Genomic DNA, 14,912 nt, shown 5'->3' on the forward strand with positions numbered 1-14,912 from the left:
ATCGAACACGGAAATGTCATGTCAGGAACACGCAAACCCATCATTGGTGTGGTTAGCTGCACTAAAGAGTTAGGTGGCTATCAGATACAAGCGGTCAACGACTTTTACTTACGCGCCGTTAAGGATTTTGGAGGGCTACCGATTATGTTAGCTCAAGAAATGTCGGGAGACGACGTAGCCACCATATTAGACATGTGTGATGGCTTCCTATTTCCTGGTAGTCATTCGAATGTTGCTCCGCATCGATACAATGCAACACATGAAGAAAGCCATAAAGATGAAGCGCGTGATGAACTATCACTGACGTTAATTCGTCACGCGGTAGACCAAAACATTCCGTGCCTTGGTATCTGTCGTGGTTTCCAAGAGATGAATGTTGCACTAGGCGGCTCATTAAACCCAGCCGTTCACGATTCAGGCTTTAATGATCATCGCGAAGCGACTGTTGAAGATTTCGAACAAAAATACGCGCCCGCTCATGCGGTATTAGTGCAAAAGCAGAGTTTGTTTGAACAATGGTTGGTACAAAATCACTGGGAAAATACCACCTTTTTTGAAGTGAACACGCTGCACAATCAAGGCGTCGATCAGCTTGCTCCTCAACTGCAAGTCGAAGCTAAAGCCCCGGATGGCCTAGTAGAAGCATTTAGTCTTCCGCAACAAAAATTTTTCGTTGGCGTGCAGTGGCACCCAGAATGGAAAGCAAAAAACAATCATTTCTCTCAAATTTTATTCAATGAATTTATGATGGCAGCCTCTCGTTAAACGTTTGGAGCTGCATGAATGGACAATCATGAGATTGGTAAAAATATTGTTCAGTTACGTAAAAAACATGGATTGTCACAAAGGGAATTAGCCGAACGCGCTGGTATTACCCACAGTGCAATCTCGTCCATTGAAAATGGCAAAGTGAGCCCGTCGGTCAGCTCACTACAAAAAATCGTCAATGTATTTTCTTTATCACTGTCGGAGTTTTTCATTTTTGAACAATCTTCGAATGATGAAGTGAAAGTGGTCTTCAAACCGTCAGATCTCGTGGAAATTGGGAGCGAGACGGTATCCATGAAACTAGTGACGAATGGCGACAAAGATCAAGTTATTGGATTCTTGATCGAAGAATACGCACCACATGGAACAACAGGTGCGGCGGAAATCAGACACGAAGGCGAAGAGGTCGGCACGATTTTAGAGGGAGAAATCACTCTAGAGTACAAAGGCCACTCCTACGTCCTCACAGCCGGCGAGTCGTACATTATTGATACGACGAAGCCACATCGATTTACGAATCACACAGACAAGGCTTGTCGATTGATAAGTGCGCATACGCCAACCACATTTTAGTGGGGGCTTGCCTTGTGTGATCACAAGGAGAGCGTATGAAAACCCAAGAGCAATGGATTGAGCTAAAAAACAATCTAAACATCGAAAACAGGGCGTACATTAACGGTGAATACAGTGCCGCTTTAACAGGGCAAACCATCCCGGTAGTTAACCCAGCAACAGACAAGATATTCACCGAAATCGCCCGTTGTCAAAGTGAAGATGTAGACCTCGCGGTATCATACGCTCGCCAAGCATTTCAATCTGGTATCTGGAGTGAAAGCAGCCCAGCTCATCGCAAAGCAGTGCTTAAACAGTTTGCTGACCTGATTGATCAACACCAAGAAGAGTTAGCACTATTAGAAACTCTCGATACTGGTAAACCTATCTCTCACAGCTTCTCTACCGATATTCCTGGCGCAGCAAACTCTTTACGCTGGTACGCCGAATCGATCGACAAAGTGTACGGTGAAGTTGCCCCAACAGAAAAAGACGTACACGCTTTTATTTCTCATCAGCCAATTGGTGTGGTTGCCGCGGTTGTGCCGTGGAACTTCCCACTTTGGCTCGCGTGTTGGAAGCTTGGCCCTGCTTTAGCGGCTGGTAACAGCGTGATTCTAAAACCGTCAGAAAAATCTTCTCTCACCGCGATATTCCTAGGTCAACTTGCTTCTCAAGCGGGTTTGCCAACAGGCGTTTTCCAAGTCGTGACGGGTTTTGGTCATGAAGCTGGCGACGCGCTGGCGAAACACCAAGACGTAGACTGCATCGCCTTCACAGGCTCGACGCGCATTGCAGGTCAACTGATGGTCAGCTCGGGTGAGAGCAACCTAAAGCGCGTGTTTGCAGAAGCGGGCGGCAAGAACGCGAACATCGTGTTTGAAGATTGTGATGATTTAGACCGCGCAGCAGCAGAAACCGCCGCAGGGTGTTTCTACAACCAAGGTGAGGTGTGCGTCGCGGCAACCCGTCTGCTTGTTCACGAAAGCATCAAAGATCAGTTCATAGAAAAAGTTATTCAAGCGTCGAAAGCGTTCACGCCAAAAGACCCAATGGACCCAAGTTCATCCATGGGCGCGCTTATCGACCAAGATCATAAATCAAAAGTGTTGGAATACATCTCGTTAGGTGAATCAGAAGGTGCAAACGTACGTTGTGGCGGCGATGTCGATGGGCAGGGCGCATTTGTTTCCCCAACCATTTTAGACAACGTCGACAACAAGATGCGTGTCGCCCAAGAGGAAATTTTTGGTCCGGTGCTGTGTGTCATTCCATTCAAAGATGAAGCGCAAGCAATTGAGATCGCTAACGATTCGAAGTATGGCTTAGGTGCTGCACTTTGGAGTAGCAATATCAACCGCGTTCATCGCGTAGCAAAACGACTGCAAGCCGGCTCGGTTTGGGTCAACAACTACAACGAAGGTGATATGACGGTCCCATTTGGCGGATTCAAAATGAGCGGAAATGGTCGAGACAAGTCTCTCCACGCGATTGAAAAATTCACCGAAACCAAAACCACTTGGATTCGCCTCCATCCTTAAGCCTGCTGACGATTACGATAAATAAAGGAATAGTTCTATGAACAAGCATACGGATTCGTTCTATGCGCACTCTGTGCCAAACATGCCGGAATACCCACAACTGCAAGACAACATCGAGTGCGATGTGTGTGTAGTCGGTGCGGGATTTTCTGGTCTTTCTTCTGCGCTGCACCTAGCAGAAAAGGGTTTTAAAGTCGTTGTGTTAGAAAGCGCAAAAGTGGGCTTTGGGGCAACTGGTCGTAACGGTGGCCAAATCGTTAACAGCTACAGCCGAGATGTTGACGTGATTGAAAGCCGTTACGACCAAAACCAAGCCAAAGCTCTGTGCGATATGATTTTTGAAGGCGGCGATATCATCCGTGGTCTGATTGACAAATACGACATCAACTGCGATTACAAGCGAGGCGGCTTGTTCACGGCACTGAATAGTAAACAACTCAAAGGGCTAGAAGAACATAAGAAGAACTGGGAGCGTTACGGCAACGACCAACTGACTCTGCTTGACGCAGGAGAGGTAGAACAAGCGGTAGGCACGAAAGTGTACACTGGCGGTTTGCTGGATATGCGCGGTGGTCATATTCACCCGCTGAAACTGGCATTAGGTGAAGCCGCTGCGTTCATTTCTCTAGGTGGTCAAATCTTTGAGCAGTCGGCGGTCGTGTCGATTGATAAAGGGATGAACCCAGTAGTTAAAACTGCGCAAGGCAGCGTGAAGAGCAAGTACGTGGTACTGGCAGGTAACGCCTACCTTGGTGGTTTGGCACCAAACATCAGCAACAAAGCGATCCCGTGCGGCACACAAGTGGTGGCGACTCAGCCTTTGAGTGATGAGCAGTTAAAACAAGTGCTAACCAGTGACTACTGCGTTGAAGACTGTAACTACTTGCTTGACTACTTCCGCTTAACCGCCGACAAGCGTTTGTTGTTCGGAGGTGGCGTGGTTTACGGCGCACGTGACCCAGAAAACATTGAAGCACTGATCCGTCCGAAGATGGAGAAAGTCTTCCCACAATTGAAAGGCATCAAGATCGATTACACCTGGACGGGTAACTTCTTACTGACTTACTCACGCATGCCGCAATTTGGCTCGTTTGCAGACAACATTTACTACCTACAAGGCTACAGCGGTCACGGTGTAACGTGTACTCATCTCGCAGGCAAGTTGCTGGCAGAAGCTCTGACCGGACACGCAGAACGCTTTGATGCGTTTGCGGCTCTGAAACATTACTCCTTCCCGGGGGGCCGCCACTTCCAAATTCCGTTTACGGCAATGGGCGCGGCTTACTACAACCTACGTGACAAACTGGCGATTTAAGAGATAAGGAATATCCAATGAGCAAAGTAGTGAAATTTGCAGCCCTTCAACTGACGAAAAGCTGGGATCTGGAAGAAAATCTAGCTAAAGCCAAAAAGGCGATTCGTGAAGCAGCACAAAACGGTGCGAACGTGATTCTTCCTCAAGAGCTGTTCGCTGCACCTTACTTCTGCAAAAAACAAGAAGCGAAGTATTTCGAGCTTGCGGAAGAAACGGAGAATTGTCGTCTTATTAAAGAGATGAGTGCGTTGGCTAAAGAGCTCGGCGTGGTTATTCCTGTCAGCTACTTTGAAAAATCGGGCAATACGTTTTTTAACTCGTTAGTGATGATTGATGCCGATGGCACGGTACTAGATAACTACCGCAAGTCGCATATTCCTGATGGCCCGGGCTACAGCGAAAAGTACTATTTTAGCCCTGGCGATACCGGTTTCAAAGTGTGGCAAACCAAGTTCGGTAAGTTCGGTGCTGGCATTTGTTGGGACCAATGGTTTCCAGAGCTTGCGCGCAGCTTGGCTCTGCACGGCGCGGAAGCGATTTTCTATCCAACTGCAATCGGTACTGAGCCTCAAGATCCAACACTGGACTCGCGTGATCACTGGCAACGTACAATGCAAGGTCACTCGGCAGCAAACCTCGTTCCAGTGGTTGCGTCAAACCGAGTGGGCACTGAGGTCGATGATGGTATCGAGACCACGTTCTACGGCTCTTCTTTTATCACTGACCACACTGGTGCAAAAATTGCCGAAGCACCACGTGAAGGTGAAACCATTATTTACGCAGAAATCGATCTCGCTGCGACAGCGAAAGCGCGTCACGCGTGGGGCTTGTTCCGCGACCGTCGTCCAGACCTTTACACCAGCGTTGGTAAACTAGCTGTTTAAAGAGGCGTTAAAATGAAGTTATCGACAACACCAGCGCAAGATGGCTTCTATTTTCCGGCTGAATTTCAGCCGGTGAGTGAAGTTTGGTTAGCGTGGCCAGAAAGAAAAGATAACTGGCGTGACGGCGCATTACCCGCGCAAGAAACCTTCGCCAGAATCGCTAACTTAATCGCGGAAGTGACCAAAGTGTGCGTCGCGGTATGCTCGCACAACTTTGACCGAGCGCGTCAAATGCTCCACTCAGACGTACGTTTGGTGGAAATCCCATTTAACGATGCGTGGATGCGCGATATCGGGCCGACCGTGCTCGTGAATCAGGCGGGTGAGCGCCGTGGGATTAGTTGGCAATTTAACGCGTGGGGCGGCGAGTACAACGGGCTTTACGATAACTGGCTGCAGGACGATCTTGTCGCTGGCTCGGTGTGCGACATCATCGGTATAGATTATTACCGCGCACCGTTTGTACTTGAAGGTGGGGCGATTCACACCGATGGTGAAGGCACCCTTTACACCACAGAAGAGTGCTTGCTTAGTCCGGGGCGAAATCCGCAATTGAGCAAAGCGCAAATCGAAGAGCAGTTAAAGGTGTATCTCGGAATCGAAAAAGTCATTTGGTTGCCAAATGGTTTATTCAATGACGAAACAGACGGCCATGTTGACAACCTGATGCACGTTATCGCACCGGGTAAGGTGGTACTGAGTTGGACCGATGACTCAAGTGATCCGCAATACGCGTTGTCTCGTCAAGCGGAACAAGTACTGAAATCTCAGCACGATGCGAAAGGGCGCGAGATTGAAATTGTCCGTTTGCCATTACCGGGTCCGTTGCATTACAGCGAGCGCGAAGCCAATGGCATTGACGCCAGTTCAGGAATGAGCCGACAAGCTGGCGAACGCCTAAGTGCCTCTTACGCCAACTTTCTTATCGTCAACGGACATGTGTTCTTACCGATGTTGGATGAAGACACCGACGCCATTGCGATCGATATTTTGCAAAACGCGATGCCGGAATACCAAATCATCGCGATACCGTCGAGAGAGGTTCTACTCGGCGGAGGGAACATTCACTGCATTACGCAGCAGATCCCTGCTTAAACATAAGCTCGCCGCTGACTTAGCGGCGATGATGAGTTGTCAAAAGGAATGACCATGCAACAGATACAAAACCAAAGCCTTGTTTCGTTTATGGTAGCGAACCCACAACAGGGCATTGCAGTGACTAATCCGGCGACCGGAGAGCTTCTTGGGTACGCACCAGTCTCAACCGAGAATGACATTTTAAATAGCATTGAACGTGCCCATGTGGCGCAGAAAGAGTGGGCGGCACTGCCAGCAAAAACGCGCGCTGGTATGCTCAATAGTTGGTTCCAACTTCTATTGGAAAACAAAGCCGACCTTGGCCGTTTGATGACGTTAGAACAAGGTAAGCCGCTAACAGAAGCTCAAGGTGAAGTGCTTTACGGCGCGAGCTTTATCGAATGGTTTGCTGAAGAAGCGAAACGTACCTACGGTGAGACGATTCCTGCGCCAAGTGCAGACAAGCGTTTGGTTACCATCAAACAGCCAATTGGTGTTGCCTGTGCGATTACGCCTTGGAACTTCCCAATTGCGATGATTACGCGCAAAGCAGGACCCGCTTTAGCCGCAGGTTGTAGCTTCGTCGTAAAACCATCTGAATCCACGCCGCTGTCTGCGTTTGCGGTTGCAGAACTCGCCTACCAAGCGGGTATCCCACGCGACGTACTGCAAGTGGTACTGGGTGAAAACTCACGTCAGGTAGGCGCTATCTTCACTTCGCATCCGTTGATTCGCAAGTTGTCTTTCACTGGCTCTACTCAGGTGGGTAGCGTGCTGATGCAACAAAGCGCGGCTGACATCAAACGTACCTCAATGGAGCTGGGTGGTAACGCGCCGTTTATCGTATTCGATGATGCGGATATTGATGCAGCGGTTGCGGGCGCGATGGCGTCGAAATTTCGTAACGCAGGTCAAACGTGTGTTTGCGCCAACCGTTTCTACGTACACAGCAAAGTGTATGACGAGTTTGTTGCTAAGTTCGACGCTGCGGTTCAGCAACTCAAAGTCGGTAACGGCTTAGAAGAAGGCGTGAACATCGGTCCTGTGATAAGCGAATCGGCAAAGCAAGGCATTCAAGCGCTTATCGACGGTGCTATTGAGCAAGGCGCGAAGCCAGTTTCAGAACTCAAAACGCTCGATGGTCTATTTATGCAGCCAGTGGTGCTCAAAGACGTTACTCACGACATGAAGATTGTTTCCGAGGAAATCTTTGGCCCTGTCGCGCCAGTGATTCGCTTTGACAGCGATGAACAACTGATCGAAATGGCGAACGACACCATCTACGGCCTCGCGTCGTACTTCTACAGCCAAAACATTCACCGTGTTTGGAAAATCGCAGAAGCGCTCGAATACGGCATGGTCGGCATTAACGAAGGCATGATCTCTACTGAAGTGGCTCCTTTCGGTGGTGTTAAGCAGTCCGGCATCGGACGCGAAGGAGCAAAACAAGGTATTGATGAATACATGGACGTGAAATATCTCTGCTTTGGCGGCAACTAATTAAGGACAAAACAATGACAAACCAACAACTACACGAAAGAAGAAGCCAAGTTATCGCTCAAGGCATGGGCGCACTGTACCCACTTTACGTCGAGAAAGCTGAAAACGCTTACGTATGGGATATCGAAGGCAACAAATATATCGACTTTGCAGCAGGCATCGCAGTAACTAATACAGGGCATTCTCACAAGCGCATTAGCGAAGCGGTAAAAGCCCAGCTGGACAACTTTTCGCACACGTGTGCGATGGTTACGCCGTACGCGTCATTCGTTGAGCTGGCTGAAAAGCTAACAGAACTTGCACCAGGTGAGACTAAGAAGAAAGCGATCTTTCTAACCACTGGCGCCGAGGCGGTCGAAAACGCCGTGAAAGTAGCGCGCGCTCATACTGGTCGTAGCGGCGTGATAGCGTTCAAAGGCGGCTTTCACGGTCGTACAAATATGACGATGGGGTTAACCGGTAAAGTTGCGCCGTACAAAGCGGGCTTTGGTCCTTTCCCGAACGAAATCTACCACGCGCCGTACCCAAATGCGTTCCACGGCATCAGCATTGAGCAAAGCTTACAAGCGATCGACGATCTATTTGCTTGCGATATTGAACCTTCACGCGTTGCGGCGATCATCTTCGAGCCAGTGCAAGGTGAGGGCGGCTTCTACAAAGCACCTGAAGCGTTTGCACAAGGCTTGCGTCAGCTGTGTGATAAGCACGGTATCATGCTGATTGCCGATGAAATCCAGACTGGTTTTGCTCGTACCGGTAAAATGTTTGCCACAGAATACCTAGGCATTGAACCAGACCTAATGACAATGGCGAAAGGCATTGCTGGTGGTTTCCCTATCTCAGCGGTGGTTGGGAAAGCGGATGTGATGGACTCTGCGCTGCCGGGTGGTTTAGGTGGCACTTACGCGGGATCTCCACTTGGTTGTGTTGCTGGTCTTGAAGTGCTGAAAATCATCGAAGAAGAAGATTTGTGTGCTAAAGCGATGGGCATAGGTGAAGTGGTCAATGCACGTATGACTAAACTGCAACAGTCAGTGCCTGCTATTGGTGAAATCCGTACCACGGGTGCGATGATGGCGATTGAATTTACTGACCCAGAATCAGGCAAACCACTGCAAGAGATGACCAAAGCGGTGATTTCTAAAGCGCAAGAAAACGGCCTTATTCTGCTTTCTTGTGGAGTAAAAGCGAACGTGATTCGCTTGTTGCCGCCGCTAACCATTGAGCCTGAAGTGCTTAGTGAAGGTTTAGATAAGTTGGAAAAAGTGATTCTTGAAGTGGCGTAATTCACGCGCTTTTAATTAGCAATCACAAGTAAAGGAAACGGTTGACACCAATCGTTTCCTTTTTGTTTTTGGAAAATCGTCTTTCGCTTGTCTAAACGTCCTGTTTAAGTTGTAAGCGGAATCGATAAAAAAGTGTGTATCGACTCGAAAAACGCTTGCGATTCCAAGAATATCGGGTGAATTGGTAACTCGAAAAAATTACATTTGAATCAATGGTCTATGCAGTACCAATAGTAACTTACCACTCACCATTAAGGACTCAAATGAAACGTTCACTACTTGGATTAACCATGATTGCCTCTTTCAGCTGTTTGGCTGAGGGCGCTTTGGATCTCACCACGCTTTCAAACAATAATACCGACAACCTCGTATGGGTTGGACATTTGAGCCCAGACACCGATAGTGCCGTTTCCGTTATCCTTGCGTCACACATCTACGGCGGAGAAGCAGCGCTAACTGGCGAAGCGAACCCAGAAAGTAAGTTTGTGTTTGAATTTTGTGGCATGGACGCGCCAAAAGTGAAGGCGGATTTCTCTTCTTACCACATTGGTTTGGTGGATTTCAACCAATCGACTCAACTTGCAAAATCGGTTGATCCAACTTCCATCGTGGCAATCATCGACCACCACGCGATGGGCAGTTCGCCAATCAGCATGCCGCAAATCGTCACGATGGACATTCGTGCTTGGGGTTCTGCAGCAACAATTCTTACGGCAAATGCCGAGAAGTTAAACGTTAAACTGCCTAAGAATATTGCGTGTGCAGGTTTAGGAGCAATTTTGTCGGACACGGTTGTGTTTCAATCTTCGACTACCACTGAATATGACAAACAGTACGCGCAAAAGCTGGCGGACATTGCAGGCATCAAAGACATCAAAGGTTTTGGTGAACAAATGTTGTTGGCGAAATCGGATCTGAGCCATTTCTCAGCAGAGACGATTTTGACGATGGACTACAAGAACTTTGAATTCGCGGGTAAAAAGGTAGGCATCGGCGTAGCAGAAACGCTCAATGCGCAGCAGTTGATTGACCGCAAACAGGACTTCAACGAAGCTATTCAAGCGTATAAGAAAGCTCAGAATCTTGATTACTTGTTCTTCTCGATCACAGATACCAAGCACAAACGTGCAAACATGCTTTGGGCGGATGATGCAGATAAGAAAGTGCTATCAAAAGCCTTTGATGTGAAAATTGACAATGACATGTTGGTATTGGATGGCGTGACGTCTCGCAAGCGTCAAATTGGTCCTGCAATTCAACAAGCGATTGAATCACTCTAGTGACTAAGCCACACTGAAAATAATCAAAAAACCACCGTTAAAGGTGGTTTTTTCGTTTTTGGCAAGACAGAGTTGGAAATTTAGATTCCACGCAAAAGAGCAGAAGAAAACAGTCTCCCGCTTGCGATAAGCCATTGCGTATATAATAAAGGTCAATTGCTATCATTATTAGCTCATAATCTCATGCGAGAGAGTTGTAAAAGCTAATGTGCAGCAGTAGTCTCAGCAAATAATTGCCGCTCAATCACTTATTCTTTGCGATTGAGAGTCCATCCCCACTTTTCCACTTATTAAAGTGAGATAGTGAACCTGCTTACTGAAAATTGTTCGTGGCAGAACATTAGGAGGAGTTTTGGCTAATAAGACAATAAGAAATGCCATCTTAATAGGGCTAGTCCCCATCATTATTTTTGCTGTCGTTTTTAATGCCTTGTCAAATTTATATGTTGGGCATATCAAAGAGGCGAAAATCAAAACGTTGGTTGAATACTTAAATCAAAGATCCACGTTTTTAGAGAGTGCCATTACCAAACAGATCGCCCAGCTCGACTTCAACTGTCAATCTGATGATATGAAAGTGCTGCGTGACCCTCGTTACTACAACCGCTACATTCGATTTATTGGCATGACCACGGAAGATGGCGACTCGTGCTCAAGCGTAGGGATGCCTGTCTCCAAAGTTACGTCATCCAAACGGGTTCCAGTAGATACCAACTTCTATATTTCCTTGATTTTGCCGGAATACAAAGACCAAGCAGAATGGATGGTAATTTATGACAATCAGCACGTTGAGGTGTTTTGGGTTCTCGATAACAGTTGGGTAAAACAGCTTATTGCTGAGCCGTGTGAAGAGTGCTTATTCGTAAAATTTGAATATCACGAACCTATGTTTGGTGACCTTTCAATTAGTCGCGGCATGCCAAACATTATTGATGAAGACAATGCGCTATCGAGCGAGTTTTTCTTCTCTGACGAATCTCAGGCCAACATGCTCATCAAGATTTACAGTGGTGAAGCCTTGGCCGCATACGCGAATCAGCGTCTTTTCGTGTGGGGTGTGCCTGCTACTTTGATTCTTGGGATTGTGTTTGCGCTGTTTTATATCTCAAGTAAAAGCCTAAGAAAGTCTATCAAAGGGCTGATTCAAAACGGTATCAATAACGGCGAATTTATCCCTTACTATCAAGCTATTGTGGATAGCAGAGATGGCCAAACTGTAGGTTATGAAGCGTTGGTGCGTTGGTCAAGACGCGATGGTTTGGTGCCACCTAATATGTTTATTGGCGCCGCAGAAGAGAGCGGATTGATTGTTCCGATGACGAACCAGATGATTCGCAAAATCATCCAAGACCTTGAGTCACTGCCTGAGTCGATTTGGGTGAGTGTCAATATTGTCTCTTCTCATTTAGAAACCGGTTCGCTAACCAAACTTCTAGCAGATTTGAATTGGCCGTGTGCAAACCGAATTCATTTTGAGCTAACAGAAAGAATTCCGGTTAAAGACGTAGAAGCCGCGAAAAAAGAGATTCTCTACCTCACCAACAAAGGTTACAAGTTCAAAATTGATGACTTTGGAACTGGGTATGGTGGCTTTTCTTATTTGCAGGACTTGGGTATTCGCTGCTTGAAAGTGGACAAAATGTTCGTTGATCCAATTGGCTCAGACGACCAAAAACTCAAAGTGTTGGATTCTATTGTGTCTGCGGCGATGAAAGCGGAATGTGAAATGATTGCTGAAGGTGTAGAAAACAGAAAACAGATTGAGTATTTGGCCACGCACAATATCTACTTGATCCAAGGTTATGTGTACGCAAAACCAGAGCCAATCGAGAATATTGCTGAACCGAATCCGGAGGCGTAACTTCTGTTCGTTGATTTTAAAGGTGTCCAATGTGGCACCTTTTTTCTTGCCTATTGTTTACCAGAAAATAGGGAAGTCATTAAAAGTGACTCCCAACTCTAAACCGAAAACTTGAGCTGATTTTTATATCACGATGAGACGATTTTGATATTCGGCATATTGTCGAACTGAGCACTTCCCATTACATTTTTTTGCCATCTCATAGATGGTCGTCGAAGTAAATAAACAGAATGTAATTTCTAAATTTATGTATTGTGAGAATCACGATGAGTGAACATGAGTTCGTGTGCTCGTTTGACGAGCAATTAGCGATGGCCAAAAGTGAATTAATTTCAGCGATTACCCGTTATCGAGAACACATCTTGATGAGAGATACTAAAAACAGAGCTAAGTTGGAGGTTGAATTAGAGAAAAAGTTTCATACATACGAAGCGCTAACCAGTCAGCGGTATTGCTGAGTTGTTTGTATTCATAATTTGAATTTTTAATGTTGTCTAATAATAAAAGTTTGAATGTCTGACTCTATGATAAGCAAAAATACTTTTAATAAGATCGCAACGCTATTACTCGTCACGAGTTTGTTTGGTTGTAATAGCGACAGTGGAAGCAGCACTAGCCAACCACCAATGAGCTTGCCAGAAGAAGTATTACCTGACGAGCCAGAAATTGAAGCGCCAATACCGGAACTGCCAGTGCCTGAGTTTCCTGATATTTCCAAACCGGAAGTTCCTGAAACGCCAGAGGTGACGCCGCCGGAGCCTTCTGATCCCGTTATTCCAGAGCCGCCAGTACCAGACAAAGTGGTGTCTCGTATTGCACTAAACCAAAGCCATGTGTCGCTTGCAGAGGGTGAGCTGGCGCAGGTGAAAGTCATCGGCTTTTATAACGATGAAACTCAAGACGACCTTACATCACAAGTTGTTTGGAACGTTGAAAATGCTGACATTGTTAACATCGACGAACGCGGTGTGATTACAGCGGTTAAAACGGGTGTTTCGGTCATTCGCGCAGACCTAGATGAGTTCAGTAGCGAAATGACTGTACAGGTTGTGGACGCGAAGTTGACCAACATTTACTTCGATGTGCCACATAAGGCGATTGCCAAAGGGCTAAGCTTTCAAGCGAAAGCTTACGGTGAATATACCGACAAACAAACCCGTGATATTAGCCATCTCGTAGAGTGGGATTCCACAGATTGTAGCGTTGTCATGCCAGGCACAAATGGTATTTTCACCGCACAAGATGAGGGTGACGCGGATATCTATGCCGAACTTGATGGCTTAACCAGTAAGCATGGTTCTATTACTGTCACGCCTGCGGTATTAGTGAGTATGGACATTTCGTCAACCGCACTGGAAATGCCGTTGGGCACACATAAGACTTTGGTGGTCATGGGAACGTTGAGCGATGGTGAACAAGTCGACCTCACCCGAGGTATCACTTGGCACGTCGATAACGATGTGGTTGAGATTGTCGACAACGTTGTGAAAGCCAAACATAAAGGAACAGCGTTGGTGACGGCTGCGTCAGATGGTGTGCAAAGCGAGCCAATACAAGTGCAGGTAACCGATGCAATCCTAACAAATATTGAAGTGACAACGAATGCGTCGAGCGTGGCAAAAGGCAACTCGACCCTGCTGTCTGCACAAGGAGTCTATAGCGATGAAAGCCGCGTTGAGTTGACCGAACAGGTTGCTTGGTGGGTTGATAATCAAGATGTCCTACAACTAGAAGGCGATCGCGTTAAAGGTCTTGCGGTAGGGCAGGCAATGGTTTACGCCACCAAAGATGCGATCACCAGTGCACCATTGCAAATTCAAGTAACGAATGCGGTGTTAGAAAAAATCCATGTTCATCCTAGTGAAATCACTATAGAGGAAAAGAACGTCCAGCGATTTTATGCCTACGGTGAATATAGCGATGAAACCACTCAGGATGTAACGCATCGAGTGACATGGCGAAGCAGTAATAAAGCGGTTTTAGATTTGATTGCTGGTGGACTCTCAAATAGTGCTCAGCTTGGTTCGGTCACCATTTCAGCTTCCTTTGGGGAATTAAAAGGCACCTCTGAGGTCAAGGTTGTTGAGGCGGAAGAAAAAGAGTCTGCCATCTCTATTTGCCCACAGCCTCGTTCAGGAGAAGGAAGCGCGGAAGCGTGTTTGATGGTAGCGAGTGATGAAGATGGTCGCCTATTTACCGCACCACCATCAGTGAAGCTCATGAACAAACTAGGCTATGAGCTTGTTAAACCTTTGAGCTACGACGCGACAAAACCGAAAACTTACGTTGGCATCAAAACGGAAGACGGTACACGCGGCCCTGTGGGTGACTTTGCGATGTTCAACCAATACGGACGTGATCGCGCAGGCTTAACCAGCCAATACGCAAACTGGTGTCATGATTTGTCTGTAAGAAACTTTGCTGGCCGTGACAACTGGCGTCGTGCCACACGCAATGAGTTGTTTAGCTTGTATCGTGCATCACGAGGCAGTGTTTGGGACGGGACTGAAAGCATCTATGAAGAAGACAAAGATGGCGGAGGTTTTGGTTGGCCAGCGAATTCGGAATATTGGTCTACTTCGCTAATGGATTTACCGCATCATGAGGGCGTCGTGTATGACATCATTAACCTGCATCGAGGTCGAGCGCAGTTGGTGATGGATGCTCGAGACCCGGCTTATGCTTCCTGCGTGTCTGACGCGCCTGGCGTTCCTCTTAAGTAATTGAAAGTTAGTGAAAGTAAGTGAATAGGCTCCTTCGGGAGCTTATTTTTTATCTCATTAGCATTGCTTGACTTCACTTATTAGCCGCGTAGCATCGATGTACGTCAATATTATGTGCAAAGGAA

General features: G+C 47.0%; 11 protein-coding genes. All 11 read left to right on the forward strand.

All coding sequences use genetic code 11. The annotated features are described in order from the left end of the window. The first annotated feature begins 18 nt into the window (after nucleotides 1-18). Nucleotides 19-765, forward strand: a complete 747-nt coding sequence (locus UF05_RS22170; RefSeq protein ID WP_045545121.1) for a gamma-glutamyl-gamma-aminobutyrate hydrolase family protein — start codon at nucleotides 19-21, stop codon at nucleotides 763-765. A gap of 18 nt (nucleotides 766-783) precedes the next feature. Then, nucleotides 784-1,341 (forward strand): HTH-type transcriptional regulator PuuR, encoded by a 558-nt coding sequence (gene puuR / locus UF05_RS22175; RefSeq protein WP_005464588.1) that lies wholly within the window; start codon nucleotides 784-786, stop codon nucleotides 1,339-1,341. Nucleotides 1,342-1,376: 35 nt separating this feature from the next. Next, nucleotides 1,377-2,861 carry an aldehyde dehydrogenase gene (locus UF05_RS22180; RefSeq protein ID WP_045545122.1) on the forward strand — a complete coding sequence of 495 codons (1,485 nt, stop codon included), beginning with the start codon at nucleotides 1,377-1,379 and terminating at the stop codon, nucleotides 2,859-2,861. A 37-nt stretch (nucleotides 2,862-2,898) separates the two neighbouring features. Continuing rightward, the gene (locus UF05_RS22185; protein WP_025818085.1) at nucleotides 2,899-4,176 is read left to right on the forward strand and encodes an NAD(P)/FAD-dependent oxidoreductase; all 1,278 of its coding nucleotides are present in this window, start codon (nucleotides 2,899-2,901) and stop codon (nucleotides 4,174-4,176) included. 17 nt (nucleotides 4,177-4,193) lie between these two features. Further along, complete coding sequence (gene aguB, locus UF05_RS22190; RefSeq protein WP_025626061.1) at nucleotides 4,194-5,060, forward strand: N-carbamoylputrescine amidase; 867 nt, start codon at nucleotides 4,194-4,196, stop codon at nucleotides 5,058-5,060. 12 nt (nucleotides 5,061-5,072) lie between these two features. Next, nucleotides 5,073-6,155, forward strand: coding sequence for an agmatine deiminase (gene aguA / locus UF05_RS22195; RefSeq protein WP_045545123.1), 1,083 nt, complete (start codon nucleotides 5,073-5,075; stop codon nucleotides 6,153-6,155). Nucleotides 6,156-6,209: 54 nt separating this feature from the next. Further along, the gene (locus tag UF05_RS22200) at nucleotides 6,210-7,637 is read left to right on the forward strand and encodes an NAD-dependent succinate-semialdehyde dehydrogenase (RefSeq protein WP_045545124.1); all 1,428 of its coding nucleotides are present in this window, start codon (nucleotides 6,210-6,212) and stop codon (nucleotides 7,635-7,637) included. Between the two features lie 14 nt (nucleotides 7,638-7,651). Continuing rightward, a complete protein-coding gene (gene gabT / locus UF05_RS22205) occupies nucleotides 7,652-8,923 on the forward strand; it encodes a 4-aminobutyrate--2-oxoglutarate transaminase (RefSeq protein WP_025636334.1) in 1,272 nt (423 codons plus the stop codon). A 263-nt stretch (nucleotides 8,924-9,186) separates the two neighbouring features. Continuing rightward, nucleotides 9,187-10,203 (forward strand): manganese-dependent inorganic pyrophosphatase, encoded by a 1,017-nt coding sequence (locus UF05_RS22210; RefSeq protein ID WP_045545125.1) that lies wholly within the window; start codon nucleotides 9,187-9,189, stop codon nucleotides 10,201-10,203. A 352-nt stretch (nucleotides 10,204-10,555) separates the two neighbouring features. Further along, nucleotides 10,556-12,064 carry an EAL domain-containing protein gene (locus UF05_RS22215; protein ID WP_045545126.1) on the forward strand — a complete coding sequence of 503 codons (1,509 nt, stop codon included), beginning with the start codon at nucleotides 10,556-10,558 and terminating at the stop codon, nucleotides 12,062-12,064. Between the two features lie 512 nt (nucleotides 12,065-12,576). Continuing rightward, a complete protein-coding gene (locus UF05_RS22225) occupies nucleotides 12,577-14,787 on the forward strand; it encodes an Ig-like domain-containing protein (RefSeq protein ID WP_045545127.1) in 2,211 nt (736 codons plus the stop codon). Nucleotides 14,788-14,912: the final 125 nt, after the last annotated feature.

Origin of the sequence: Vibrio sp. S457-15, assembly GCF_000960545.1 — a bacterium.
Classification (GTDB): Bacteria; Pseudomonadota; Gammaproteobacteria; order Enterobacterales; family Vibrionaceae; genus Vibrio; species Vibrio parahaemolyticus.